Consider the following 23,951-nt stretch of genomic DNA (forward strand, 5'->3'; position numbering starts at 1 on the left):
ACGGAATAGCTGCCGAAGATCAGTCAGGGTGAACGCGGAGCCTCGACGAGGGCATGCGGCCTCGCCCGCCAGTTACGGAACGGAGTGTCGTGACCGACCAGCCCAGCCCAGCCGCTTTCCGGGCGCATTTTCCCGCCTTCGCCGACTCGGTGCACCTCGCGAGCTGCAGCCAGGGCGCGCTCTCGGACGCGCTGGCCGCGGAGCTTTTCGAGTTCCAGCACACGATCCGCGAGCACGGGGCGCCGTGGGACAAGTGGATGGCGAAGGTCGCCGAGGCGCGGGCATTGTTCGCTCAGCTGATCGGCGCGGACGCCGACGACATCGCTGTCGTGCCGTCCGCGTCCGAAGGGGCGTATCAGGTCGCGTCCACGCAGGCGTGGCCGGAGCGGCCGGTAATCGTCACGACCGACCTGGAATTCCCTTCGCTGGGCCATGTTTGGCTGGCGCAGCAGGGACGCGGCGCGAACGTCCAATTCGTTGCGCACCATGACGGTCTGGTCGACACCGAGGACTACGCGGCACTCATCACCGAGCGAACGCGGCTGGTGTCCGTCCCGTTGGTCAGTTATGCCAATGGGTTGCGATTCCCGGTGCGGGAAGTCGCCGCGCTGGCGCGGGTAAACGGTGCCCGAAGCTTCGTCGACGCGTACCAGGGCCTCGGCGTCGAACCGGTCGACGTCACCGAACTCGGCTGCGATTACCTCGTCAGCGGCAGCCTGAAATACCTGCTCGGCATCTCCGGGATCGCCTTCCTCTACGTGCGGCCGGGCTTGCGCGACGCGGTCTCCCCGCCGCTGACCGGCTGGTTCGGCCGCACGAACCCGTTCGAATTCGACCCGCGGCATCTCGACTATCCCGAGCACGCCCGTCGGTTCGAGACGGGAACGCCGTCGATTCCGTCCGCGTACGGCGCGGTCGCCGGGCTGAAGATGGTGCACCAGGTGGACGCGCACCGGGTGCGCGACCACATCGGAGGGTTGACCGGGCAGCTGCAGCAGCGGCTGCTCGACGCTGGGGAACGACTCCGGTCCCCGCTGGACGACGCGCGGCGCGGTCCGCTCGTCGCCTTGGCCGACCGGGATCCCGACGCGCTGGCGGCGTTTCTCGCCGGGCGGCGGATCGTGTGCAGTGCCCGCGGCGACGTGCTGCGGATGTCCTTGCACTACTACAACGTCGAGTCCGATCTCGACGCCGTTGTCGCGGCGATCGCCGAGTACCGGGCGAGCCAGTAGGGAGCAGACATGGCCGAGTCCCCGTCCCCGAACCGGTTGCAGCGGAGGCTGCGCGGCAGGCAGTTGACGATGATCGGAATCGGCGGGGCCATCGGCACCGGCCTGTTCCTCGGATCGAGCCTGGCGATCTCGCACGCGGGACCTGCCGTCGTCCTCGCCTACGTCCTGTGCGGACTCGTGGCGCTGACGATTTCCTGGGCATTGGCGGAAATGGTGGTGGTGCACCCGGCCGCGGGCGCGTTCGGCAGCATCGCGCACAAGTACCTCGGCGCGGGCAGCGGATTCGTGGTGCGCTGGGCGTATTGGGCCATGCAAGTGATCGCGATCGGCGGCGAGACGATCGCGGCCGGCGTGTACGTCCAGTTCTGGTGGCCGCAGATTCCGTTGTGGGTGCCGGTCGCGGTGTTCTCGTTGCTGGTGATCGTCGTCAACGGCGCGGCGGTGCACATTTTCGGCGAGTTCGAGTACTGGTTCGCGATGATCAAGGTGTGCGCGATCCTGGTGTTCGTCGCGCTCGGGCTGATTCTCGTCTTCTTCGGCCTGCCGAAGGCTCCCGCGCCCGGTTTCGCGAATCTCAGCACGGGCGGAGGATTCCTGCCCCATGGCATGTCGGGCCTGTTGCTGGCCATGGTGTTCGTGCTGTTCAGCTACATCGGCACCGAGGTGGTTTCGGTGACCGCGGCCGAATCCGAAAACCCCACCCGCGACGTCCCACGTGCTGCCCGCGCAATGGTGGTGCGGTTGGCGATCTTCTATGTCGCCGCGATGCTGATCGTCGTTTTGGTGGTGCCGTGGACCGTCACCGGCGAAGGCGGATCTATTACGGCCAGCCCGTTTGTCCGCGTCTTCCAGGCGGCCGGAGTTCCCGCGGCGGCGACGATCATGAACTTCGTGGTCCTGACCGCCGCGTTGTCGAGCGCGAACACCAACCTCTATCTCACCACGCGCATGCTGCATTCCCTTGCCGAGCACCGATTCGCCCCGTCCTGGGCCGGACGGCTGACCAAGGCCGGAGTGCCGCGCAACGCGCTCGTGCTGTCCACCGCGGGCCTGGTGATCGCGACGATCCTGTCCAAGGATTCCGATTCCAACGCGTATCTCGTGCTGTTCGGCATTTCGATCTTCGCCGCGCTCGTGGTGTGGATGATCATTCTGGTGACGCATTTGGCGTTCCGGATCCGCCGACGCCGTGCCGGGCTGCCGCCTTCGCCGGTGCGGTTGTGGGGCGCGCCGGTCGTGAACGTCGTGGTGATCGCTTTCCTCGCGACCGTACTGATTTCCACGTTCTGGATCGAAGGTCTCGACCCGGCGTGGAAGTTCGGGATCCCGTTCTTCGTCCTGCTGGTGGTGGCCTATCTCGTGCTGCGGACGACCGGGCGCACCAAACAGGCCGCGGAAGCGGAATTGGAGGATTCGACGGTGGTCGAGGTGCGCGAGCGGACCTGATCACGGGGTGAGGTGGGCGGCGAGTTCAGCTGCCGCCTCCCGCACCCGCGCGGCGAAATCCGCTCCTTCGGGGTGTTCGGCCCACCGCTCGAACGCGGTGTGAAAAACGGTGATGCCGACCTGAGCGAGCATCTTCGCGCTCGACTCGTTCGCGCCGCGTTCCCGCAGTGCTTCCACGACTGCTTCAGTGACAGCCGCCAGCTTCGTGCGCTCGCGTTCCTGCAGCTCGGGGCTGGACGCGATGATGGCGCGGCGTTGCGCGGCATGCGAAACCAAGCCAGCGAACAAATCGCCGGCGTCCACGAGTGCGGCCAGCAGCGCTTGGAACGGCGGAAGCGCGGGGTCGGCGCGCCGGACGGCGTCGGCCATGGCGTCCGGGAGCTGCTCGGACCCGGCGAACAGCACGTCGCGCTTGTCGGCGAAGTAACGCGAGAACGTGCGCCGGGTCAGTCCGGCGCGCTCGGTGATCTGCGCGACCGTGGCGTTGTCGTAGCCGCGCTCGGCGAACAGCTCCAGCGCGGCCGCGCGGAGCCGCTCCTTGGCTTCGGGGTCCCAGCGCGGCATGCGCCGATCTTAACAGTGATGACTCAGTGGGTCATCACTGCTACTGTTGATGTCTCAGTGAGTCATCAACGTCCGGAAAGGCTCCTCATGTCTTTGGTTGACCAGCGGGTTGTCGTCATCGGCGGCAGCTCGGGGATGGGATTGGCGACCGCTTGGGCCGCCGCGGCGGCGGGCGCGTCCGTCACGATCGCATCGAGCGGGAAGGAACGACTGGACGCGGCGCTCGCCGAATTGCCGGACACCTGCGAAGGATTCGTCACCGATGTACGCGACGACGCGAATGTCGCGGCCCTGTTCGAGCACGTCGGCGAGCTGGACCATCTCGTGTACACCGCAGGTGACGCGCTGGATCAGCGGCCGCTCGCAGAACTGCCGCTCGACGTCGCGCGGAGCCTGTTCGACGTCCGTTTCTGGGGCGTCGTGGCCGCGGCGAAGCACGCCGCGCCGCGGATCCGGCCAGGCGGTTCGATCGTGCTGACGTCCGGGATCATCGGCGTCCGGCCGACGCCCGGCGCGGCGCTCGCGGCCAGTTCGGTCGGCGCGATCGAGGGGTTGGCGCGCGGTCTGGCCGTCGATCTGGCTCCGGTGCGGGTCAACACGGTCCGCCCGGGGCCAGTTCACACGCCGATGTGGGACGGCCTTCCGCAACCGCAGCTGGACGCGATGGTCGCCGCGTTCACGGAACGAACGCTGACCAAGGCGATCGGCGAGGCGGACCAGGTGGCGGCGACGAACCTGTACTTGATGGAGAACAGGTTCGTCACCGGTGCGGTGATCACCGTCGACGGAGGGTTCGTGCTTACCGGAAGCTGACCTGGTCCCCGGGCTTGAGCAGGTGCAGCCGGTCGGCGAGCCCGGCCTGCGCGAAAGCGGATCGCAGCGTGTCCGGACCCTGGGTGAAATGCGCCCAATGCTCGAAGTGCAGCGGGACGACCTGGCGCGCGTTCAGGATCCGGGCCGCCTCGGCCGCGCCGTCGCTGGGCAGCGTGAGGTACGCGTCGCCGACCAGCGCCGTTTGGGCGCCGCCCGCGAACAGGACGGCGATGTCGATTCGCTCGAAGCGTTCCGCGATCTGCCGCACCACGTCGAGGGAAGCGTTGTCGCCGCTGACGTAAATGGTCGGCTGGCCCTCGCTTTCGAGCACGAAACCGGTGACCTCGCCGACGAGATGCTCGCTGCCGTCAGGCCCGTGCTGCGCGGGCACTCCGGTGACGCGAACGCCGGCGAGGTCGTACGACTCCCAGTTGGCCAGCGCTCGAACGGGGCCGCCGATCCGCTCCCTCGTCGAGGCGGTGGACAGGACGAGAGGGGCGGCAAGGGCGTACTTGCGCCCCGCGGTGTCCAGGTTGTCGGGGTGGTGGTCGTGTGAAAGCAGCACCGCGTCCACCGCGCCGACCTCCGCGGCGGTGACCGCGGGGCCGGTGGTTTTCGCCAGCTTGCGAGTGCCGATCGGGTAATCGCCGGGGCCGTCGAAGGTCGGGTCGGTGAGCAGGCGGACCTCGCCGTACTCGAGGAGGGCGGTCGGGCCGCCGACGTACCGGATGCGCGTCATGCGGGTACTCAACCCGGAAAGGCCTGCGAGGTATTCCGGCGCAGGGCTTGGAATTCGACCGGGCTGTGCGCGCTGAACACCGAGACCTCGTCCTGGTGGTCACGGGCGAGCGTCTGCAGCCGGGCGAGGTTGGCGCGGCGGGCGGAGCCGTCCATCTGGTTCATCACCTCGAAAGCACGCATGCCGGGTGGGCAGTGCGGGCTCACCGGGGCGACTTCGCCGTGGAAGAAATACGCGTCGCCGGCGTGCAGGAGCCAGCCGTCTCCGGTGTCGACCGCGACGCCGGAGTGTCCGTGCGTGTGGCCGGGCAGCGGGACGAGCAGGATTTCCGGCGGCAGGCCGCGCAACGGCCGCACCGCGTCGAAGCCGAACCACTTTTCGCCGGCCTCGTCGTACGTGCTCCACAGTGGACTGTGGGCGAATTGCTCGGCGCGGTACCGCGTTTTCTCCGGGAAGCTCTTCGGGTTCCCGGCGGCGCGGCGTTCGGTGGCGCGGACATGCACGGTGGCGTCGGGGAAATCGGCGAGCCCGCCGGCGTGGTCGACGTCGAGGTGGGTCATCACGATGTGCCGGACGTCGGCGGGATCGTGGCCCAGCGCCCGGATCTGCGCCACGGCGGTTTCTTCCATGGCCGGCTTCGCGCCGACCATCGCCATGAACGGACCGCCGAGCCAGCGCCGCGATTCGGTGACGCCGCGGGTGCCGAACCCGGTGTCGACCAGCACGAGCGCATCGGCGGTCTCCACGAGCAGGCAGTGCGCCACGATCGTGCTGCGCCGCAGCATCCCGGGGCGGCCGTCGAGCGCCTTGCCGCCGAGCGGACGCATCGTGCCGCAGTTGAGGTGGTGCACCTTCATACCGCGCTCCTCTCGCTGAGCCGGACGAAATCGGTCAGGTCGTGCGAGGCGAACACGGTCACCTCGTCGGCGTGGTCCCGGCGCAGCTCGCGCAGCCGGCGCTGGTTCTCGCGCCGCGGCCCGGGCAGCGTCTGGACCCGCCGTTCGAACATAGCCAATCCGGGCGGGCAAGAGGGCTCGACGTCGATCTCCTGGTGGAAGAAATACGCGTCGCCGGCGTTGAGCACCCAGCCGGACCCGGTGTCGACCGCGACCCCGGCGTGTCCGACGGTGTGCCCGGCGAGCGGCACGAGCGCGACACCCTCGACGCCGTCCAGTTCGCGGACCGCTTCGAAGCCGAACCAGCTGTCCCCAGCGTCCGAATAGGACTTCCACTGTGGACCGTGCCGGAACTGGACGTCGCGGTAGCGCGGGTTTCCGGCGCGGTAGGCGTCGAGTTCCTTGCCGTAGACGTGCACGCGGGCTTGCGGGAAGTCGACGAGCCCGCCGGCATGGTCGAGGTCGAGATGGGTGAGGACGATGTCGCGGACGTCGGCCGGGTCGAAGCCCAGCGCGCGAATCCGGCTCAGCGCGGTTTCGCTTTCGTCCGCCACCGGGTTGGAGGTCCGCAGGAAGCGCGGGCCGAGCCAGCGCGCCGCGTCGGTGACGCCGGGCGAACCCATCCCGGTCTCGACCAGTGTTAGCCCGGTGCCGGTTTCGACCAGCATGCAGTGGCACACAAGGGTGGCACGGCGCAGCAGCCCGGGCTTTCCGTCGACCAGCCTGCCGCCGATCGGACGCATGGTGCCGCAGTTGAAGTGGTGTACCCGCATCAGGCGAACTCCCGTTCAACGGTGGTGTGCAGATGGGCGGCGACGGCTTGCAGCGGCGCGGTATCCCGTCGAGTGCGCGCGAGCAGCAGCGCGCCTTCGATCGCGGACAGCACGACGGTCGCCAGCGAAGCGGCGCGGTCCTCGGCGAGGCCGCGTTCGGTGAAGTAAGCGGAAATGTGGCGCAGCCAGCCTTCGTAACCCTGATCGCAGGCGGCGCGAATCGGTTCGTTGTCGGCGGCTTCCAACGCGACAGTCGCGATAGGACAGCCGCAGCGGTAGTCCGATTCGGACAGCGAGGTGGCCAGCGCGGTGACGATGAGATCGATGGCGGTGGCCGGATCCGGTGCGCCAGCGGTGATTTCGCGGAAAACTCCGGCCAGCCGTTCTCCGGAAAGCTGCACCGCTTCGGCGGCGAGCTGTTCCTTGCCGCCGGGGAAATGGAAGTACAGCGAGCCCTTCGGGGCCCGGCTTTCGGACACGAGCTGGGTCATCCCGGTGGCGTGGTAGCCCTGGGTGCGAAACAGCTCCGCCGCCGATTCGAGCATCCGGCGGCGCGTGTCGGTGCGGTTGGCCATGGCGTCCACCGTAGCTCAAACTATGACGACCGGTCTAGTTAGTTCGCGGCCTGCCCGCGCGGCGCGGCCGATCGGTAATCTCAGCGCCATGGCGAACCCCACCGGAGAACAGTTCGAGATCACCCGCGGCAACGCGCGCGCCGTCATCACGGAGATCGGTGCCGGACTGCGTGCGTTCGAGATCAGCGGAGTGCCGTACGTCGAGACGTTCGCCGAGGACGAGAAGCCGCCGAAGGGGCTCGGCCAGGTGCTGCTCCCGTGGCCCAACCGGACCAAGGGCGGCAAGTGGGAGTTCGAGGGCGTGCAGCAGCAGCTGGAGATCACCGAGGAGGCGCGCGGCAACGCCATCCACGGCCTGACCCGGCACCGCGAATGGGAGCTGCTGGAGCACGCGGAAACGTCGATCACGCTCGCCGTCGACGTCGAGGTGCAGCCCGGCTGGCCGGTCCCGCTGCGCGCGACGATCACCTACGATCTGCAGCCGCGCGAGCTCGTCGTCACGCACGAGATCCGCAACGAAGGGGAGAAGCCGATCGGCGTCGGCGTCGGGACCCACCCGTACTTCCGGATCGGCGACGCGCCCACCGATGAGCTGACCCTCACGCTGCCCGCCACGCGCGTCCGGCCGTACGAGGGCGATCAGCAGATGCCGTACGCGGACGAACAGGACGTCGAGGGCACCGAATACGACTTCCGGCGGGGCAAGCTTCTCGAAGGCGTCGACCTGGACACCGCGTTCGGCGGACTGGAGCTGGCCGCGGACGGGACGCACCACTACGTGCTGTCCCACGGGGACCGCCAGCTGGTGGTCTGGACCGGCCCGGACTTCCGCTGGGTGCAGGTGTTCACGCCGGACGACCTGGTCGGCCGCGGCCGTGCGGTGGCGATCGAGCCGATGACCTGCCCGGCGGACGCGCTCAACACCGGCACCGACCTGATCGAACTGGAGCCGGCCACGTCGTGGACGGGCAGCTGGGGAATCCGGGTCCCGTGAAACTCGAGCTGCTGACCGACGCGGACGCGGGCGAGCTGCTGACCCTGCAGCAAGCCGCGTACATCACCGAGGCGCGGGCGCACCAGAACTTCGACCTGCCGCCGTTGCTGGACACCCTCGACCACGTGCGCGCGGCCATCGCCGACCCGTCGATCACGGTCTGGGGCTTCCGCGACGGCGGCCGGCTCGTGGCGAGCGTGCGGATGCGCGTGGACGGTCCGGTCGGCGAGATCGGCCGGCTCGTCGTGGCACCGGATCGCCAAGGCGAGGGACTCGGTACCGCGCTGCTGGCGGCCGCGGAGGAGGCGACCCCGGCGGAGGTGACGGTGTTCCGGCTGTTCACCGGCGAGCGTTCGGCCGGTCCGCTCTATTTGTACCGAAAGCTCGGTTACCGCGAGACGCATCGGTCGCCGGAAGCGGACTATCAGTTGGTGCACCTGGAAAAACCCCGGGTGCGCGAACCCGGGTGAGTTCGTTAGCGTGTCAAACTATGGATTGCAAGGCGATTGTCGGGGGCTATGTGGTCCCCGTCGGCGCCGCTCCGATCGAGGGCGGCACTGTGCTTATCGAAGACGGCCGGATCACCCAGGTCGGGACTGAGGCCGACGTCGAGGTGCCGGAGGACGCGGAGCTGGTGGACGCGTCCGGCTGCTGGGTCCTGCCGGGATTCATCGACGCGCACGCGCACCTCGGCGTGCACGAGGACGGCGAAGGCTGGGCGGGCAACGACACCAACGAAATGACCGACCCGAACGGTGCGCGCTTCCGCGCGGTCGACGGGATCGACCCGTACGAACCGGGCTTCGACGACGCGCTCGCCGGCGGTGTCACGAGCGTGGTGATCAAGCCGGGGTCGGGCAACCCGATCGGCGGGCAGACCATCGGCGTGAAGACGTGGGGCCGGTCCATTCTGGACATGACGTTCGCCGAGCAGGTGAGCGTGAAGAGCGCGCTGGGCGAGAACCCGAAACGGGTTTACGGCGAGAAAAAGGTCACGCCCTCGACCCGGCTCGGCGTGGCCGCGATCCTGCGCGAGGCGTTCACCAAGGCGCGGAATTACCAGGCGAAGCGCGAACACGCGCAGACCGAGGGCAAGCCGTTCGAAACGGACCTGACCAACGAAACCCTGGCGAAGGTCCTGGACGGCGAGCTGTACTGGGACCAGCACGTGCACCGCGCCGACGACATGGTGACCGCGATCCGGCTCGCCGACGAGTTCGGCTACAAACTGGTGATCAACCACGGCACCGAAGGCCACCTGATCGCGGACCTGCTGGCCGAACGCGACATCCCGGTGATCCTCGGCCCGCTGTTCACCACGAAGTCCAAGGTGGAACTGCGCAACCGCACCCTGCGCTCGGCCGGGATCCTCGCGCGCGCCGGGGTGAAGATCGCGATCACCACTGACCATCCGGTGATCCCGATCAACTTCCTGGTGTACCAAGCCGCGTTGGCGGTGAAGGACGGCCTCGACCCGGAGACGGCGCTGAAGGCACTGACGCTGCACCCGGCGCAGATGCTCGGCCTGGACGACCGGATCGGCACCCTGACGCCCGGCCTGGACGCGGACGTGGTCGTGTGGTCGGGCGACCCGCTGGACGTGATGAACCGCGCGATGCGGGTGTTCGTGCGGGGCCGGGAGGTCTACCACTTCGACGAGACGACCGGCGAGGGCGTGTCGGCGGATCGGCGGTACCGGGAAGCCCGCTGACGACTCGGTTGAGGCGGCCGGCCCGGTCGCCTCAATCGAGCAGGGCGGCGAGATCGATTTCCGCGGGAAACGGCTCGATGGTGTCCATGCCGCTCACGGTAAGCGAGGGGTACGACACTTTCCGCCAACATAGTCCGTCAGGAACGCCCGCAACCCCCGCGGCGCGCGCCCGGTAATCGCGGCGAAATCATCGCTCAGCCAGGCCCCGTCCCCCTGCGCGAGCAGCTCGAAAACCTGCGCGTTCGACCCCGCCTCGGGCACCCCGTTCTCCACCAGCGCCGCGCGGTGCTCCTCGACCGAGATCCGGCGATACTCCACCGCCCGCCCCGTCACTGAAGCCCATTCCCGTGCGACATCGGCGAATGTGACCAGCTCCGGCCCGGTCAGCAGGTACGTCCGTCCCGCATGCTCCGCCGGTGCCGTAGCGAGCACGGCTGCCGCCGCCGCGACGTCCCGGGCGTCGATCATTCCGATCCGGCCATCGCCCACCGATCCCGAAAAGCCGCCGGTCTCCGCGACCTCCGGCGCGAGGGCCAGCAGATTCTGCATGAAGAAGTTCGGCGCGAGCAGCGTGTACGCCATCCCCGACGCCTTGAGGTGCGCGTCGATCCGCGCGTGCTCTCGTCGTCGGGCGACTGGCGAATCCGCGAAAGCCTGGTGGTTCGTGACCCGCACGACGTGCCGCACTCCGTGGGCGAGAGCGCGGTCGAGCACCGCGATCTGCTGATCCGCGACTGCGGGCCCGATCAGCAGGAGCGTGTCGACCCCGCGCAAAGCGGCGTCGAGGGTGTCCGGACGGTCGAAATCGCCGACTACTTCTCCGGGCCTGCCGGTCGGGGTGCGGACGAGCGTCCGGACCGGTCCGAGCAGCCGGACGGTTTCGCTGCCGATTGTGCCAGTAGCGCCGGTAACCAAGATCATTCATCGATCGTGCGCGCACCGGTATCGTTTGTGAAGAAGGCACCTCAACGAGCTATAGGTACCCAATGGATACCAAGTATGCGAAAGCCTGCCCGTCGCGCACGGTGATGGACGTGCTGGCGAACAAGTGGACGCTCTACGTCCTCGGCCTGCTCCGGCAGTACGACCGGCCGTTGCGGTTCACCGAGCTGCGCCGCGGCGTCGAAGGGGTGACGCAGAAATCGCTCACCCAAGTACTGCGCAACCTTGAACGCGACGGGCTGGTCAGCCGCACGATCTACCCGACGATTCCGCCGCGCGTCGAGTACGCGCTCACCGACCTGGGCAGGGACGCCGGCGCGTTGACCGGCGCGATCGCGGACTGGTCGAAAGCCAACGCGGACCGCGTCCATGCGGCCCGCGCGGCTTACGACAAGCGGCCGGACTAGGCGTTCTTCAGCGAACGGGCGATCAGCATCCGCTGGATCTGGTTCGTCCCCTCGAAGATCTGCGGCACCTTCGCTTCGCGCATGTACCGCTCCACCGGGAAGTCCCGCGTGTAGCCCGCACCGCCGAGCACCTGGACCGCGTCCGTCGTCACCTTCATCGCGCCGTCCGTCGCCACCAGCTTCGCGACCGACGACTGGCGCTGGAAGTCCAGCCCGCGGTCGCGGCGGCGAGCGGCGTCCAGGTAAGTAGCGCGGGCTGATTCGACCGTCGCCGCCATGTCCGCCAGCAGGAACTCCAAACCCTGGAAGTCCGCGATCGGGCGGCCGAACTGCGTGCGGCCCTTCGCGTACTCCACGGCCTCGTCCAGGGCCGCCTGCGCCAGGCCGACCGCGCACGCGGCGATTCCGAGCCGCCCCGAGCTGAGCGACGACAGCGCGATCTTCAGCCCGGAACCCTCGCCGCCGATGAGCCGGTCGGCCGGGACGCGCGCGTTCTCGAACAGCATCTGGGCCGTCGGAGACCCGGTGAGGCCCATTTTCCGCTCGCGCGGCGCCGCCGACAGACCCGGAGTCGACGAGTCGACAAGCAGGCACGAGATGCCGTGGCCGCCGTCGTCGCTCGTGCGGACCATCGTCGTGTAGAAGTCCGCGACCCCGGCGTGGGTGATCCACGCTTTCGTGCCGTTGACCAGGTACTCGTCGCCCTCCAGTCGGGCGCGGGTGGACAGCGCCGCCGCGTCCGAGCCGGCGTGCGTTTCCGAGAGGGCGTACGCGCCGAGCAGCGAGCCGCCCAGCATGTCCGGCAGCCAGCGGTCCTGCTGTTCTTCCGTGCCGTAGTTCGCGAGCGCGTAGCAGGACATCGTGTGCACCGACAGCCCGACACCGACGCTCATCCACGCGGCGGCGATCTCCTCCAGCGCCTGCAGATAGACCTCGTACGGCTGCTCGCCCCCGCCCCAGCGCTCCGGGTACGGCAGCCCGAGCAGGCCGGACTTGCCCATCAGCGTGAACAGGTCGCGCGGGAAGTTCTCGGCCTCCTCGTCGGCCGAAGCGCGCGGTTTCAGCTCGTCGCGGGCGATTTCCGTGACGAGTGCGAGCAGGTCCTCGGACTCCGGCGTCGGCAGCAGACGGTCGACCGGCATGGCGTTCCTCCCAGACAGCTGTACTGAAAACAGTACTAACGGCTTGTTGAGAGTACCGTATGCGGGGCGCGACTGTCCCTGATCGGTAGGAGATAGTGACGTGATGTCCACCCCTGAAGCCCGTCGCAGGCCCACCGCGCGGCAGCAGGCGCTGCTGCGCGAGCTCGAGGCGTTGTTCCTGGCGGAGGGCTTCGCCGGCTTCACGCTCGACGATCTGGCCGCCCGGCTCCGCTGCTCGAAGTCGACGCTGTACGCGCTCGCGCCGAGCAAGGAGCAGCTCGCGGTCAAGGTCGTCGCGCACTTCTTCCGCGACGCCGCCGAACGCCTGGAGAAGCGGATCGCGGGCATCGACGACGCCCGTGAGCTGATCGGCGAGTACCTCTCCGGCGTCTCGGAGCACCTGAACCGGGCGTCGCCGGAGTTCATGGCCGACATCGCCGCCTTCGCGCCCGCCCGCGACACCTATCAGCTCAACAGCCGCGCCGCCGCGCGCCGGATCCGCGCGTTCATCGACAAGGGCGTCGCCGATGGAGTGTTCCGCGACGTGCACGCGCGGCTCGTGGCCGAAATGACCGGACTGATCATCGAGGGCATTCAGACCGGCGTGCTCGGCCGGCGCACCGACGTATCCGACGCCGAAGCGTTCACCGCGCTCGGCGAACTTCTGCTCGGCGGGCTCGACAAGAACTGATGTGTCCGCATCGGGACAGGAATTGTCAGCACTGCTTCCTCTACACTCGCCGCTTGTGATCGTGGTGGGTGGAGAGGCGCTGGTCGACCTCGTTCCGGGCGAACCGTTGGATTCCACTGTGGACGGTGGGTTGCGCGCGCTGCTGCCCCGGCTCGGTGGCGGTCCCTACAACGTCGCGCTCGCCGCGGCCCGGCTCGGCGTTCCCGCGTCGTTCCTCTCCCGGGTTTCCACTGACCGGTTCGGTGTCGCGTTAGTGGATCGCCTTTCCGCTTCGCACGTCGACACTTCGTTGCTGCAGCGCGGCAACGAGCCGACGACGCTCGCCGTCGTGGCGCTCGACCAACGCGGCGCCGCGCGATACACGTTCTACGTCGAGGGAACCGCCGATCGGCTGGTTTCCGATCCTGGTGCGCTGCCGGAAGAAACCACCGCGCTGTCGCTCGGAACGCTGGGCATGGTGCTCGAACCGGGCGCGAGCGCGTACGAACGGATTCTGCGCCGCGAATCCGCGCGTGGGACCCTGACAGTGCTCGACCCGAATATCCGGGAGGCGCTCATCGCCGATCCGGCGGCTTATCGCGCGCGCTTCGCGTCGTGGCTGCCCGACGTCCGGCTGTTGAAAATCTCCGACGACGACGCCGCGTGGCTCGCCGAGGGAGCCGACCCGGTGGCCGCCGCGAAATCGTGGGTGGAGTCCGGTGTGGACGCCGTCGTGCTCACCCGGGGCGCGGACGGCTTGTCTGTGATCACTTCGGCCGGTGAGCTGGCCCACGTTCCGTCTCGCAAGGTGACCGTGGCGGACACGATCGGCGCCGGCGACACCGTGCAGGGCGCGCTGCTCGCCTGGCTGCACGAGCGCACCGTCCGCGACCTGGCCGCACTCGACGCCGGCGCGTGGACCGAAGCGCTTGCTTATGCCGCGAAAGCGGCGTCGATCACGGTCTCCCGCAGCGGAGCGGAGCCGCCGACCGCCGCGGAAATGGCTGCCACCGTGTGAACCTGGTCCCAATGGGGCCTTTTGGGGCAACGCAGCGAGTGCGGAGTGACCCACCCTTCGACTAGCGTAGTAGTGAATTCATACCCAGCGGGGCGGTGTGCAGCGAGGCGCGTGTTTCCTCGCGTGAACACGTGGCTACTGCGGAACCCGCAGACGCCGCCGTCCCGTGCCCAACGTGAGAGGGACCTGCATGTCCGACGCGACGAATGCGGGGCAGTCCGGCGGCGAAACCGCGACGCTGCGCCTGCCGAGTGGCGAGCACGAGTTCAAGGTCGTCAACCCGGTCGAGGGCGCGCCGGGGATCGAGCTGGGAAAGCTGCTGGCGCAGACGGGGTACATCACCTACGACCCCGGGTTCGTCAACACCGGCGCCGCGTCGTCGGCCATCACCTACATCGACGGTGATGCGGGCATCCTGCGCTACCGCGGCTACCCGATCGAGCAGCTGGCGGAGAAGTCCACCTTCATCGAGGTGTCCTACCTGCTCATCTACGGCGAGCTGCCGACCGAGGCCCAGCTGGCCGACTTCAGCGAGCGCATCCAGCGGCACACCCTGCTGCACGAGGACCTCAAGGCGTTCTTCTCCGGCTTCCCGCGCGACGCGCACCCGATGCCGGTGCTGTCCAGCGCCGTCTCCGCGCTGTCGACCTTCTACCAGGACTCGCTGAACCCGTTCGACGAGCCCAACGTCGAGCTGTCCACCATCCGCCTGCTGGCGAAGGTGCCGACGCTCGCGGCGTACGCGTACAAGAAGTCCGTCGGCCAGCCGCTGCTGTACCCGGACAACTCGCTGGGCCTGGTCGAGAACTTCCTGCGGATGACGTTCGGCTTCCCGGCCGAGCCGTACGAGGTCGACCCGGACATCGCGAAGGCGCTCGACCTGCTGTTCATCCTGCACGCCGACCACGAGCAGAACTGCTCCACCTCGACGGTGCGGCTCGTCGGCTCGTCCGAGGCGAACCTGTTCGCCAGCATCTCGGCGGGCATCAACGCGCTGTTCGGCCCGCTGCACGGCGGCGCGAACGCGGCGGTGCTGGAGATGCTCGAGGGCATCCGCGACGACGGCGGCGATGTCGCGACGTTCGTCAACCGCGTGAAGAACAAGGAAAAAGGTGTCAAGCTCATGGGCTTCGGGCACCGGGTCTACAAGAACTACGACCCGCGCGCGAAGATCATCAAGAACACCGCGGACGAGATCCTCGGCAAGCTCAAGGGCGGCGACCAGCTGCTCGACATCGCCAAGAAGCTCGAGGAAACCGCCCTTTCCGACGACTACTTCGTCGAGCGCAAGCTGTACCCGAACGTGGACTTCTACACCGGTCTCATCTACCGCGCGCTCGGGTTCCCGACGAAGTTCTTCACCGTGCTGTTCGCGCTCGGCCGGCTGCCCGGCTGGATCGCGCACTGGCGCGAGATGATCAACGACCCGCAGACCAAGATCGGCCGCCCGCGCCAGATCTACACCGGTCACGCGTCACGCGACTACACCCCGATGTCGGAGCGCTGAGTCTCCGGTTTCAGTCGGTGAAACGCCCCGTCGTGCTTTCGCACGTCGGGGCGTTTATCGTTGTGCGGCATGACGATGGAAGCGCCGGTCGTGCTGTGGTTCCGCCGGGATCTCCGGTTGCGGGACCACGCCGCGCTGTTCGAGGCGGCCAAGCACAGCAAGCGCATTCTGGCGCTGTACGTACTGGATGACCGGCTGCTCGAATCGGCCGGTGCGCCGCGGGTCGCGTTTCTGCTGAATTCCTTGCGGGAGCTGGACAAAGCGTTGTCCGGCCGGTTGATGGTGCGGCACGGCGATCCGGTGCGGGAGGTCGTCGCCGCGGCAAGGGAGATCCGGGCGGCGGCGGTGCACGTCTCTGCGGATACCGCACCGTATGGACGTAAGCGAGACGAAGCCGTGGCCGACGCCTTGGCGGAGCACCGGATTCAGTGGGTACCGACGGGTTCTCCGTATGCCGTGACGCCCGGGCGGGTCACCAAGCCGGATGGGACCCCGTATCGGGTTTTCACTCCCTTCTATCGCGCCTGGGAACAGCACGGCTGGCCTCGTCCAGCAGACACCAATGTGTCTATTGTGGACTGGGTCAAGCCCTCTTCTTCGGAGTCCTTGCCGGAAACGCCGGAGGTAGGGTGCGAGCTGCCGCCGTCGGGGGAGGAGGCCGCGCTGGCGGTGTGGCAGAAGTTTCTTTCCGACGGGCTCGAGGATTACGCGACCGAGCGCGATCGTCCGGATCAGGCTGGCACCACAAGGCTTTCGCCCTATCTGCGCTGGGGTGCGATCCATCCGCGGACGATGCTGGCCGATCTGGCGGGAAAACGGTCCGAGGGCGCGCAGGCGTTGCGTTCCGAGCTGTGCTGGCGCGAGTTTCACGCCGACGTCCTGTGGAACCGGCCGGAAACCGCGCGGCGGAACTACGACCGGCGGTTCGACGGAATGCGTTACGACACCGGGAAAACCGCGCGGGAGATGTTCGCGCAGTGGTGCGAGGGACGGACTGGTTACCCGATCGTCGACGCCGGGATGCGGCAGTTGCTGGCCGAGGGCTGGATGCACAACCGGGTCCGGATGATCGTGGCGAGTTTTCTCGTGAAGGACCTGCATTTGCCGTGGTGGTGGGGAGCCCGGCACTTCATGCGGCACCTGGTGGACGGCGATCTGGCGTCGAATCAGCTGAACTGGCAGTGGGTCGCCGGATCCGGGACGGACGCGGCACCGTACTTCCGGATCTTCAATCCGACTACGCAGGGCCAGAAATTCGACCCCCAGGGCGATTACGTGCGCCGGTATGTGCCGGAATTGCGTGGCGTGGAAGGGAAATCGGTGCACGTGCTGAAGGAGCGCCCGGAGGAGTATCCGGCTCCGATCGTCGACCACGCGGAGGAGCGCCAGGTCGCGCTGCAGCGATATGGGGCGATCACGGGGTCTTAGTGTGGTGTGCCCGCTCGTGGCTTTCCGCGAGAGATAGGCCGCGTCGCCGTTCTTCTGCGATCGACCAGAACCGCGGGCATTTCAACGGATCGCTGGCTGGACAGTGTCGTCCGTGTTCGAGCGCGGCGCGGTGACGGCCGATTTCGGACAGGGTGCAGCCGATCTCCTGGAACACCAGCACGCCGACATCCTTGACCGCGGATTCGGCGTAGCGCCGTCGGCCCGCTTCCCGTTCCGCCGGACGCGCCTTTGGTGTGCGTGCTTGGCCGCGGGCCCTAACGACGCAGCGCGTCAGCCAGCCGCACCCGGCTGCCGACTCGCAGCACTCCGTTCCCGTACACCCGTGCCCCGGCCCAGGTCACCACGACGATCAGCGTGACCGTCAGGATCAGAGACAGCGCGATTTCCCACGGGTCGACCGTCCCGAGCGCGATCCGCGCGGGCATCAGGATCGGCGACAGCAACGGAATCAGCGACACGATCCGCGTCGCCGTCCCGTGCGGTGCTTGCGTCAGCAGGTTGATCCCCGCGACGAACCCGATGACCAGCGCGATATTCACCGGCGCGACCACCGCCTGCGTGTCCTCCTGGCGTGACACCAGCGCGCCGGCCGCGCCGTACAGCATGGCGTAGAGGAGGAAGCCGAGCAGGTACCAGACGAGACCCCAGCCCAGCGTCCCCACCGCCACGCTGGATATCGAGAACACCCCGGACACGCCACCGGCCACCAAACCCGCCACGGCGAGGATCGCCAGCTGCGCCAACCCGACCAGGCCCAGCCCGATGACCTTGCCCAGCAGCAAATGCACCGGCCGGACGGTCGCGAGGAGGAGCTCCACGACGCGGCTGGATTTCTCCTCGACCACGCCCTGCGCGACGAACATCCCGTAGGTCATGATGCTGACGTACAACAGGATCGCGACCACGATCCCGGTCGCGAGTTTCGTTCCGGCCTGCGGATCCGGCGGTTCCAGAGCCTGGACGTCGGCATGGGTGGCCGAGACTGCCTGGTGCACGGCCGCGGGATCGAGGTTCGCGGAGTAGAGCTGAGCGTCCAGTACCTGTTGCTGCGCGATGCCGTCCAGCGTGGCCCGCAGCTTGGAGTCCACAGTAGACTTGACGACCACCCGCGGCCGTGCGGCGCTGCCGGAGACGAGCGCGTCGACGTCGCCGTCGCGGACCTGGGTCAATCCGTCCGATTCGGACTGTACGAGGACGATTGTGAAACGCCGGTCGGTGTTCTCCAGTTGCGTGGCGATGCCTTGTGCTTGCCCGACGAGCGCGACTTTCGTGGTCTCCCGGTCCGCGGCGAGGAATACCTGCAGGGTGATGTACCCCAGCAGCAGCAACAGCATCACCGCGGTACTGACCACAAAGGACCGGGTGCGAAGCCGTGCGTTGAGTTCTCGTTTGGCCACCAGCCGCACCGCGCGGGTGGGACGGATCCGGCTCATCGAGGTGCTCCCGGCGTGGCGACGGAATCGCGGAACAGCTCGGCCAGAGTACGGCGGCGGTGGCTGAATTCCGTCACCGGGCCGGTGGCCAGCGCGGCGGCGAGCACGGCCTGGTCGTCGGCGCTCGGCGACAGCTCCAGCACGGTCGTGGCACCGCGGTTTTCGAGCACGCGAGCGCCGGGAACCGTTGCCGCCCAGCCAGGATTCGCACTGGGTGCCGTGACGACCAGCCGACGTCCGGCGTCGCGGGTCAGCTCGTCCACGGTGCCGACCGCGACCATCCGGCCGTCGCGGATGATGCCGACCCGGTCGCACAGCCGCTCCACGAGGTCGAGCTGATGGCTGGAAAACACCACCGGCACGCCCGTCGCCGCTTTCTCCCGCAACACGCCGCTCAGCACGTCGACGGCGAGCGGGTCGAGGCCGGAAAACGGTTCGTCGAGCACCAGCAGCGCCGGATCGTGCACCAGCGCGGCGGCGAGCTGCACGCGTTGCTGATTGCCGAGGCTGAGCTTCTGGATGTCGTCCTTGCGCTTCGGCCCGAGCCCGAGCCGGGCGATCCACAGCTCGGCGGCGCGGTGCGCGTCGTTGGTGCTGAGGCCGTGCAGTTCGGCGAGGTAGACGAGCTGGTCGAGGACCTTCATTTTCGGGTACAGACCGCGCTCCTCGGGCATGTACCCGATCTGCGCGCGGGTGTCGTGCGTGACCGGCTGCCCGCCGAACCGCACCTCGCCCGAGTCGGCGGCGAGCACGCCGAGCGCGATCCGCATCGTGGTGGTTTTGCCCGCCCCGTTGCTGCCGACGAATCCGAACAGCTCGCCCGGCGCCGCGGTGAAACTCACGCCGTCGAGTGCGGTTTTCGTCCCGAATCGTTTGCTGATCCGGTCGATCTCCAGCGTCACGCGTCCCCCTCCCGCTCCGCCTCGCCCGAGAACGACGCGCGGCTGAACACGGCTTCCACCGGCAGGCCGAACACCGCACAGATGCGGAACGCCAGGTCGAGACTCGGGTAATGATCCCCGCGCTCCAGCGCCCCGATCGTCTGCGGATTGACCTCGACCGCCTCGGCGAGCTCCGCCCGGCTCATCCCGCGCTCCGCGCGCAGTACCGGCAGCCGGTTGTGGATCGGCAGCTCCGTGCCACGCCGCACCGGGCTCATGGAGCGCACTGTTGCAAAAACCCAACAACCAGTCAAGCTGCCTTGCCGGGATTTGCCCAGGGTTTTCAGGACAGTCCGGCCAGGGCTTTCTCCACCAGTTCGGCCACCTGGTCGCGGGCGGCTTCGGCGTCGGCGGGGACCAGGGCCAGCCGGGTGCGGCGTTCGAGAACGTCCTCGGCGGTCGTCGCGCCCTCGTGGCGGACCGCCCACACCACCTCCGCCGCGGTGATTTCCGTCGACGCGCACAGCGGGGCGGCGAATTCCGGCTCCAGTTCTCCGAGGGCCGCCACGCGAGGTGCTTCAGTGCCGTACTTGGCGACCAACCGCGCTGGAGCGTCCACAAGCGACAGTCGGGAGCGTGGTGCGGCACCAAGGAGCGGCAGTTTCGCGGTACGCGAAGGGCCAGCGGGCAGTCCGGCGTGGGTCAGAGCGGCATCGACGGCGTCCTCGGCCATGCGCCGGTACGTCGTCAGCTTTCCGCCGACCACGGTGAGCACGCCGTCGGAACCAGTGATCACCGCGTGTTTCCGCGAGAGATCCGCACTGCGTCCGGCGGAACCGGAAACGAGTGGCCGCAATCCGGCGTAGGAGCCGAGTACGTCCGCGGCGGTCAGCGGGCGGTCGAGGACCGAAGAAGCTGTCGACAGCAGGAAGTCCACATCGGACTCCGGAACCGTCGGCACGTCCGGGACGCCGCCGGAGACAGGTTCGTCGGTGAGTCCTAAGTAGACCCGGCCGTCGAGTTGCGGCAGCAGGAACACGAACCGGTTGGTCTCGCAGGGAACCGGGATGGTGACCGACGTGGCTCCGATCCGCACGGCATCCGGGGCGAGCACCAGGTGCGAGCCGCGGGAGGGACGGAGCTGCACCGAGTCGGTCAGGGTGTCCGCCCAGACGCCGGTCGCGTTGATGACTTGCCGGGCGTGAAGTGTGTACTCCGAAGAGCCGTCCCGGACCCGTGCTTCGTTGCCAGACAAGGAAACTGCTGACAGACGCGTGAAGATTCGAGCACCGAGCAAGGCCGCGGTGCGGGCAATGCTGACCACAAGACGCGCATCGTCGACCAAAGCACCGTCGTACGCCAGCAGCGCGCCGCGCAGTCCGCCGGGAGCGAGGCCAGGGGACAGGGCCAGCGCCTCGGCAGCTGGAATCCGGCGCGGCCCGGGGAGTACGGACGACGGCGTGCGGGCGGCCCGCCGCAGTCCGTCGCCAGCTCGGAGACCGGCGGCGAGCAGCGCCTGTTGCGCGGTGGAAGTACCGGGATAGAGCGGAAAGAGCTGCGGCATCGCGCGCGTGAGGTGCGGCGCGGTGCGGGTCATGAGGATCCCGCGCTCCACGGCGCTTTCGTGCGCGAGCCCGAGCTCGCCCTTGGCGAGGTACCGCAATCCTCCGTGCACGAGCTTGCTGGACCACCGCGAGGTGCCGAACGCGAGGTCGTGCGCCTCCACCAGCGCGACGGAGAGCCCTCGCGCAGCCGCGTCGAGGGCGATGCCCGCGCCGGTGACACCGCCGCCGACCACGAGGACGTCGACCCGTTCGCCGTCGACCAGCCGGGACAGTTCGCGTTCGCGGCGGCGCGCGTTGAGGGATCCGGTGCTCATGGTTTCAACCCCGCTTCGACCAGGTGCCGGAACTCGGCGAGCAGCGCGGCCTCGTCGACGTCGGCAGTGGCCGGGCGCAGCGAGAACGCGAACGACTGCACGACCAGCAGCACCGATCGCGCCTGCGCGGCGACCTCCGCGATGCGCACCGAGCCGTCGCGGTGACCCTCTTCGAGCAGGCTCCGGAGCACATGCTCGGCGAAGTGCTGCGTCGCACCGAGCCGCTCCACGATGTAGGGCAGCACCAGTTCGGCGTCTACGTCCAGCAATGTCCGGAACAGCGGATCGGCCGACAACGCGCCGACGCTGGCCGCCGCGAGGTGCACGATGCGGTCGCGCGCGTGAGCCGCGCGGTCGCCGGACTCGCTCACCCGCTGCAGCAGCCCGCTGAACTCGCGCGTCATCAACGCGGCGAGCACACTGCGCACATCGGGGAACCGCCGGTACACCGTCATGCGGCTGACCTGCGCGGTCCGGGCGATCTCGGCGAGCGTCGTACGCCGGACGCCGACCGCGAGCACGCACTGGCGCGCGGCGTCGAGGAGCTCGTCGTCGGCGACGCGAGCCGACGTCGGGCGGCTGCGGGCGTCCGCGAGTGCGGATGGGGCCGCTCCCGGGCGGGAGTGACGTTTGACGTCCATATGTCACACTGTAGTCGTGAGCGATCTCATCAACCACCGCGTCCGGCGTTCGTGGACCGAACAAGGCGCGGTCTCGGCTGGTCTGCCCGACCGCGCCGTCCGGTGGCTTGGCCAGCGTATCGGCCAGGTCGGTCCAGATCGAGGCGGTAAAACCGGCGCTCCGGCTCCAGTCGCCGAGTCCGCGCTGACTGTGCCCGTCCGTACCGAGTTCGAGGACCTTCTCGGCGCGGACCACGTGCTGGTCGACCCGGAGGAACGGCTCGGCCGCGCCGGCGGTCTGTCCTATCTGGACCTGCTGCACGCGCGGGCCGGCGACGAGGTGCCGGTGCCGGACGCGGTGCTGCTGCCCGCGGACCCGGACCAGGTGCAGGCCGTGCTGGACGTCTGCGTGCGGCACGACATCGGGGTGGTCCCGTTCGGCGGCGGCACGTCGGTGGTCGGCGGGGTCGCGCCGCTGCGCGGGGACAAGACGGCGGTGGTCGTGCTGGATCTGGTGCGGCTCGACGAACTGGTGTCGATCGACCCGGTGTCGCGGATCGCGGTGCTGCAAGCCGGCGTGCGCGGGCCGGAGGCGGAGCGGTTGCTCGCGGCGCACGGATACACGCTCGGCCATGTGCCGCAGTCGTTCGAGCGCGCGACGATCGGCGGGTTCGCGGCCACGCGCTCGGCCGGGCAGGCGTCGTCCGGTTACGGCCGGTTCGAGGACATGGTCGCCGGGGTCAGGTTGGCCACGCCGAAGGGCGAGTGGCGGCTCGGGGTCGCGCCAGCGTCCGCGGCCGGACCGGATCTGCGCCAGCTCGCTGTCGGCAGCGAGGGCACGCTCGGCGTGATCACCGAGGTCGCGCTGCGGATCCGGCCCTTGCCCGAGCAGCGGCATTACGAGGGCTGGATCGTCGACGGCTGGGAGGCCGGAGCGGCGGCGGTGCGGAAACTCGCGCAGGACCACGCTCTGGCTGACGTCACTCGACTGTCCGATGTGGACGAGACCGCCGTGTCGTTCTCGCTCAACGCCGGGCTGAAGACCACGGCACTGAAGACGTACCTCAGAGCGCGCGGGATCAAGAACCCCTGTCTGCTGATCGTAGGCTGGGAAGGCGACGTCGCCCGCAGGAGGCGGCGGACGTCGGCGATGCTGAAGTGCTCGGGTGCGGTGCGAATCGGCAAGGCGCTCGGCGAATCGTGGCGGCACGGCCGATTCTCCGGACCCCGGCAGCGAGACGCGTTGCTGGATCTCGGGGTGTGCGTGGAAACTCTCGAGACGGCGGCCTACTGGTCCAATCTGGACGAACTGCACGACGCGGTGCGCGCGGCATTGGTGGCGTCGCTGGGCCAGGCGATCGTGATGTGCCACGTTTCGCACGCCTACGAAACCGGTGCGTCGCTGTATTTCACCGTGCTGACCTCGCGGGACGACACTGACCCGGTTGGACAGTGGAAGCGCGCGAAGGCGGCGGCGTGCGAGGCGATCACTGGGATCGGCACGATCAGCCACCATCACGCGGTCGGGGTGGACCACGCGCCGTATCTGGAGGCGGAGATCGGCCGGATCGGGCTGGACGTGCTGCGTGCGGCCAAGTCCGCGGTGGACCCGACCGGGATCCTGAACCCCGGAAAACTGCTCAGCTGAAGGTGCGTTCCGGCGGCAGGACAGTGCAGGCAAGACCGTGTCCTGGCGCTGGTTCGCCGACGAGTGCCGCCGCGTCCGCCTGGTCGACGTCGGCGATGCGGACCGGGGATCCGTTGACCAGCAAGGGAAACCGGATCGGCGAGGCACCGACGTAAGCGTGCACTCCGGAAAGCAGCACGCCGTCCAGCCGGATGTCGGCCTTGTCCAGCATCGCCAGGTCGTACCGATTCCCGCGGCCCTCGCAGATGTCCAGCACAGCCAGCTGTTCCGGCGTCGCGAACCAGACGAAGTGGTCCTCCGTCACGCCCGGCAGCGCGGTGAGCGTTGCCGGGCGCTGGCCGTCGCGTTGGCGCAGTCCGGCGGCCCACACCGCGGCGAGGCCGGTGCACTGGACGCGAGCCGCGACCACTGGTCCGGTCAGGCCGAGCTGGGTGCGCAGCCAGGTGATCTTCGACGGGCACGCGTTCGACCCGTACGCGAGCACGGGCGTGCGCGAACGCCACCCCGGCGGCGCGGTGTCCAATGCGTGGCCAGCGCCGTCGAGGTGGACGTACGAGCAGTCCGGCCGCGTGCCCGGGTACGGGTCGGCCGGATAGTCCGCGTCGGCGAAAA

General features: G+C 68.7%; 26 protein-coding genes. 12 read left to right on the plus strand and 14 right to left on the minus strand.

The genetic code is table 11. From position 1 onward, the window contains the following. The first annotated feature begins 89 nt into the window (after positions 1–89). A complete protein-coding gene (locus ATK30_RS23070) occupies positions 90–1,232 on the plus strand; it encodes an aminotransferase class V-fold PLP-dependent enzyme (RefSeq protein ID WP_101437379.1) in 1,143 nt (380 codons plus the stop codon). 9 nt (positions 1,233–1,241) lie between these two features. Continuing rightward, the gene (locus ATK30_RS23075; RefSeq protein ID WP_101437380.1) at positions 1,242–2,678 is read left to right on the plus strand and encodes an amino acid permease; all 1,437 of its coding nucleotides are present in this window, start codon (positions 1,242–1,244) and stop codon (positions 2,676–2,678) included. Here the strand turns inward: ATK30_RS23075 and ATK30_RS23080 are convergent, their stop codons facing one another. Next, on the minus strand, positions 2,679–3,242 hold the full coding sequence (locus ATK30_RS23080; protein ID WP_101437381.1) for a TetR family transcriptional regulator: 564 nt from the start codon (positions 3,240–3,242) through the stop codon (positions 2,679–2,681). An 87-nt stretch (positions 3,243–3,329) separates the two neighbouring features. Here ATK30_RS23080 and ATK30_RS23085 point away from each other — a divergent pair, with 87 nt between their 5' ends. After that, positions 3,330–4,055 carry an SDR family oxidoreductase gene (locus ATK30_RS23085; protein ID WP_101437382.1) on the plus strand — a complete coding sequence of 242 codons (726 nt, stop codon included), beginning with the start codon at positions 3,330–3,332 and terminating at the stop codon, positions 4,053–4,055. On the opposite strand, the gene ATK30_RS23090 is transcribed toward ATK30_RS23085, so the two are convergent. The 4 genes from ATK30_RS23090 to ATK30_RS23105 are packed head-to-tail and all read right to left on the minus strand — an operon-like array spanning position 4,042 to position 7,038. Next, on the minus strand, positions 4,042–4,794 hold the full coding sequence (locus tag ATK30_RS23090) for an MBL fold metallo-hydrolase (RefSeq protein WP_101437383.1): 753 nt from the start codon (positions 4,792–4,794) through the stop codon (positions 4,042–4,044). The genes ATK30_RS23085 and ATK30_RS23090 overlap by 14 nt on opposite strands. An 8-nt stretch (positions 4,795–4,802) precedes the next feature. Further along, positions 4,803–5,651, minus strand: a complete 849-nt coding sequence (locus ATK30_RS23095; protein ID WP_101437384.1) for an MBL fold metallo-hydrolase — start codon at positions 5,649–5,651, stop codon at positions 4,803–4,805. Then, positions 5,648–6,463 carry an MBL fold metallo-hydrolase gene (locus ATK30_RS23100; protein ID WP_101437385.1) on the minus strand — a complete coding sequence of 272 codons (816 nt, stop codon included), beginning with the start codon at positions 6,461–6,463 and terminating at the stop codon, positions 5,648–5,650. Before ATK30_RS23100 ends, ATK30_RS23095 begins: the two co-directional genes overlap by 4 nt. After that, positions 6,463–7,038, minus strand: a complete 576-nt coding sequence (locus ATK30_RS23105) for a TetR/AcrR family transcriptional regulator (RefSeq protein WP_101437386.1) — start codon at positions 7,036–7,038, stop codon at positions 6,463–6,465. Before ATK30_RS23105 ends, ATK30_RS23100 begins: the two co-directional genes overlap by 1 nt. An 88-nt stretch (positions 7,039–7,126) precedes the next feature. On the opposite strand from ATK30_RS23105, the gene ATK30_RS23110 reads away from it, so the two are divergent. From ATK30_RS23110 to ATK30_RS23120, 3 genes are read left to right on the plus strand one after another with little or no spacing between them, the layout of a single operon-like run. Next, a complete protein-coding gene (locus tag ATK30_RS23110) occupies positions 7,127–8,032 on the plus strand; it encodes an aldose 1-epimerase family protein (RefSeq protein WP_101437387.1) in 906 nt (301 codons plus the stop codon). After that, on the plus strand, positions 7,999–8,502 hold the full coding sequence (locus ATK30_RS23115; protein WP_101437388.1) for a GNAT family N-acetyltransferase: 504 nt from the start codon (positions 7,999–8,001) through the stop codon (positions 8,500–8,502). Before ATK30_RS23110 ends, ATK30_RS23115 begins: the two co-directional genes overlap by 34 nt. Before the next feature lie 20 nt (positions 8,503–8,522). Further along, the gene (locus ATK30_RS23120; RefSeq protein WP_101437389.1) at positions 8,523–9,743 is read left to right on the plus strand and encodes an amidohydrolase; all 1,221 of its coding nucleotides are present in this window, start codon (positions 8,523–8,525) and stop codon (positions 9,741–9,743) included. Positions 9,744–9,836: 93 nt separating this feature from the next. On the opposite strand, the gene ATK30_RS23125 is transcribed toward ATK30_RS23120, so the two are convergent. Continuing rightward, a complete protein-coding gene (locus tag ATK30_RS23125; protein WP_101437390.1) occupies positions 9,837–10,664 on the minus strand; it encodes an NmrA family NAD(P)-binding protein in 828 nt (275 codons plus the stop codon). A gap of 65 nt (positions 10,665–10,729) precedes the next feature. Between ATK30_RS23125 and ATK30_RS23130 the strand changes: the two genes are divergently transcribed. Further along, positions 10,730–11,092: a winged helix-turn-helix transcriptional regulator gene (locus ATK30_RS23130; RefSeq protein WP_101437391.1), complete on the plus strand. Its 363-nt coding sequence runs from the start codon at positions 10,730–10,732 to the stop codon at positions 11,090–11,092. Here ATK30_RS23130 and ATK30_RS23135 read toward each other — a convergent pair. After that, complete coding sequence (locus ATK30_RS23135; protein ID WP_101437392.1) at positions 11,089–12,234, minus strand: acyl-CoA dehydrogenase family protein; 1,146 nt, start codon at positions 12,232–12,234, stop codon at positions 11,089–11,091. The genes ATK30_RS23130 and ATK30_RS23135 overlap by 4 nt on opposite strands. Positions 12,235–12,337: 103 nt before the next feature. Between ATK30_RS23135 and ATK30_RS23140 the strand changes: the two genes are divergently transcribed. From ATK30_RS23140 to ATK30_RS23155, 4 genes are all read left to right on the plus strand, one after another. Further along, complete coding sequence (locus ATK30_RS23140) at positions 12,338–12,925, plus strand: TetR/AcrR family transcriptional regulator (RefSeq protein WP_037369544.1); 588 nt, start codon at positions 12,338–12,340, stop codon at positions 12,923–12,925. A gap of 55 nt (positions 12,926–12,980) precedes the next feature. Further along, positions 12,981–13,922, plus strand: coding sequence for a carbohydrate kinase family protein (locus tag ATK30_RS23145; RefSeq protein WP_101437393.1), 942 nt, complete (start codon positions 12,981–12,983; stop codon positions 13,920–13,922). A gap of 190 nt (positions 13,923–14,112) precedes the next feature. Beyond that, on the plus strand, positions 14,113–15,429 hold the full coding sequence (locus ATK30_RS23150) for a citrate synthase (protein WP_101437394.1): 1,317 nt from the start codon (positions 14,113–14,115) through the stop codon (positions 15,427–15,429). Positions 15,430–15,498: 69 nt separating this feature from the next. Further along, positions 15,499–16,857, plus strand: a complete 1,359-nt coding sequence (locus ATK30_RS23155; protein WP_101437395.1) for a cryptochrome/photolyase family protein — start codon at positions 15,499–15,501, stop codon at positions 16,855–16,857. Here ATK30_RS23155 and ATK30_RS46305 read toward each other — a convergent pair. The 6 genes from ATK30_RS46305 to ATK30_RS23185 form a co-directional block, all read right to left on the minus strand. Continuing rightward, complete coding sequence (locus ATK30_RS46305) at positions 16,844–17,038, minus strand: MerR family transcriptional regulator (RefSeq protein WP_244194701.1); 195 nt, start codon at positions 17,036–17,038, stop codon at positions 16,844–16,846. The genes ATK30_RS23155 and ATK30_RS46305 overlap by 14 nt on opposite strands. Positions 17,039–17,132: 94 nt before the next feature. Further along, the gene (locus ATK30_RS23165; RefSeq protein WP_101437397.1) at positions 17,133–18,311 is read right to left on the minus strand and encodes an ABC transporter permease; all 1,179 of its coding nucleotides are present in this window, start codon (positions 18,309–18,311) and stop codon (positions 17,133–17,135) included. Continuing rightward, positions 18,308–19,207, minus strand: coding sequence for an ABC transporter ATP-binding protein (locus ATK30_RS23170; protein ID WP_208637659.1), 900 nt, complete (start codon positions 19,205–19,207; stop codon positions 18,308–18,310). Before ATK30_RS23170 ends, ATK30_RS23165 begins: the two co-directional genes overlap by 4 nt. 2 nt (positions 19,208–19,209) lie before the next feature. Further along, positions 19,210–19,470, minus strand: a complete 261-nt coding sequence (locus ATK30_RS23175) for a helix-turn-helix transcriptional regulator (RefSeq protein WP_101437399.1) — start codon at positions 19,468–19,470, stop codon at positions 19,210–19,212. A gap of 65 nt (positions 19,471–19,535) precedes the next feature. Next, positions 19,536–21,071 carry a glycerol-3-phosphate dehydrogenase/oxidase gene (locus ATK30_RS23180; RefSeq protein ID WP_101437400.1) on the minus strand — a complete coding sequence of 512 codons (1,536 nt, stop codon included), beginning with the start codon at positions 21,069–21,071 and terminating at the stop codon, positions 19,536–19,538. Further along, the gene (locus ATK30_RS23185) at positions 21,068–21,712 is read right to left on the minus strand and encodes a TetR/AcrR family transcriptional regulator (RefSeq protein WP_101437401.1); all 645 of its coding nucleotides are present in this window, start codon (positions 21,710–21,712) and stop codon (positions 21,068–21,070) included. Before ATK30_RS23185 ends, ATK30_RS23180 begins: the two co-directional genes overlap by 4 nt. Positions 21,713–21,728: 16 nt before the next feature. On the opposite strand from ATK30_RS23185, the gene ATK30_RS23190 reads away from it, so the two are divergent. Beyond that, positions 21,729–23,339: an FAD-binding oxidoreductase gene (locus ATK30_RS23190; protein ID WP_208637402.1), complete on the plus strand. Its 1,611-nt coding sequence runs from the start codon at positions 21,729–21,731 to the stop codon at positions 23,337–23,339. Here ATK30_RS23190 and ATK30_RS23195 read toward each other — a convergent pair. Continuing rightward, complete coding sequence (locus ATK30_RS23195) at positions 23,332–23,862, minus strand: gamma-glutamylcyclotransferase (protein ID WP_101437402.1); 531 nt, start codon at positions 23,860–23,862, stop codon at positions 23,332–23,334. The two genes, ATK30_RS23190 and ATK30_RS23195, sit on opposite strands and share 8 nt — an antisense overlap. Positions 23,863–23,951 lie beyond the last annotated feature (89 nt).

This window comes from Amycolatopsis echigonensis (genome assembly GCF_002846615.1).
Taxonomy (GTDB): domain Bacteria; phylum Actinomycetota; class Actinomycetes; order Mycobacteriales; family Pseudonocardiaceae; genus Amycolatopsis; species Amycolatopsis echigonensis.

What these genes read in the sequence shown, in the direction of transcription:
- ATK30_RS23085 (WP_101437382.1), top strand. Translation starts at nt 3,330, where the DNA reads ATGTCTTTGGTTGACCAGCGGGTTGTCGTCATCGGCGGCAGCTCGGGG.
- ATK30_RS23095 (WP_101437384.1), bottom strand. Translation starts at nt 5,651, where the DNA reads ATGAAGGTGCACCACCTCAACTGCGGCACGATGCGTCCGCTCGGCGGC.
- ATK30_RS23125 (WP_101437390.1), bottom strand. Translation starts at nt 10,664, where the DNA reads ATGATCTTGGTTACCGGCGCTACTGGCACAATCGGCAGCGAAACCGTC.
- ATK30_RS23120 (WP_101437389.1), top strand. Translation starts at nt 8,523, where the DNA reads ATGGATTGCAAGGCGATTGTCGGGGGCTATGTGGTCCCCGTCGGCGCC.
- ATK30_RS23110 (WP_101437387.1), top strand. Translation starts at nt 7,127, where the DNA reads ATGGCGAACCCCACCGGAGAACAGTTCGAGATCACCCGCGGCAACGCG.
- ATK30_RS23090 (WP_101437383.1), bottom strand. Translation starts at nt 4,794, where the DNA reads ATGACGCGCATCCGGTACGTCGGCGGCCCGACCGCCCTCCTCGAGTAC.
- ATK30_RS23140 (WP_037369544.1), top strand. Translation starts at nt 12,338, where the DNA reads ATGTCCACCCCTGAAGCCCGTCGCAGGCCCACCGCGCGGCAGCAGGCG.
- ATK30_RS23180 (WP_101437400.1), bottom strand. Translation starts at nt 21,071, where the DNA reads ATGAGCACCGGATCCCTCAACGCGCGCCGCCGCGAACGCGAACTGTCC.
- ATK30_RS23150 (WP_101437394.1), top strand. Translation starts at nt 14,113, where the DNA reads ATGTCCGACGCGACGAATGCGGGGCAGTCCGGCGGCGAAACCGCGACG.
- ATK30_RS23075 (WP_101437380.1), top strand. Translation starts at nt 1,242, where the DNA reads ATGGCCGAGTCCCCGTCCCCGAACCGGTTGCAGCGGAGGCTGCGCGGC.
- ATK30_RS23155 (WP_101437395.1), top strand. Translation starts at nt 15,499, where the DNA reads ATGACGATGGAAGCGCCGGTCGTGCTGTGGTTCCGCCGGGATCTCCGG.
- ATK30_RS23185 (WP_101437401.1), bottom strand. Translation starts at nt 21,712, where the DNA reads ATGGACGTCAAACGTCACTCCCGCCCGGGAGCGGCCCCATCCGCACTC.
- ATK30_RS23175 (WP_101437399.1), bottom strand. Translation starts at nt 19,470, where the DNA reads ATGAGCCCGGTGCGGCGTGGCACGGAGCTGCCGATCCACAACCGGCTG.
- ATK30_RS23135 (WP_101437392.1), bottom strand. Translation starts at nt 12,234, where the DNA reads ATGCCGGTCGACCGTCTGCTGCCGACGCCGGAGTCCGAGGACCTGCTC.
- ATK30_RS23080 (WP_101437381.1), bottom strand. Translation starts at nt 3,242, where the DNA reads ATGCCGCGCTGGGACCCCGAAGCCAAGGAGCGGCTCCGCGCGGCCGCG.
- ATK30_RS23165 (WP_101437397.1), bottom strand. Translation starts at nt 18,311, where the DNA reads ATGAGCCGGATCCGTCCCACCCGCGCGGTGCGGCTGGTGGCCAAACGA.
- ATK30_RS23105 (WP_101437386.1), bottom strand. Translation starts at nt 7,038, where the DNA reads ATGGCCAACCGCACCGACACGCGCCGCCGGATGCTCGAATCGGCGGCG.
- ATK30_RS23100 (WP_101437385.1), bottom strand. Translation starts at nt 6,463, where the DNA reads ATGCGGGTACACCACTTCAACTGCGGCACCATGCGTCCGATCGGCGGC.
- ATK30_RS23130 (WP_101437391.1), top strand. Translation starts at nt 10,730, where the DNA reads ATGGATACCAAGTATGCGAAAGCCTGCCCGTCGCGCACGGTGATGGAC.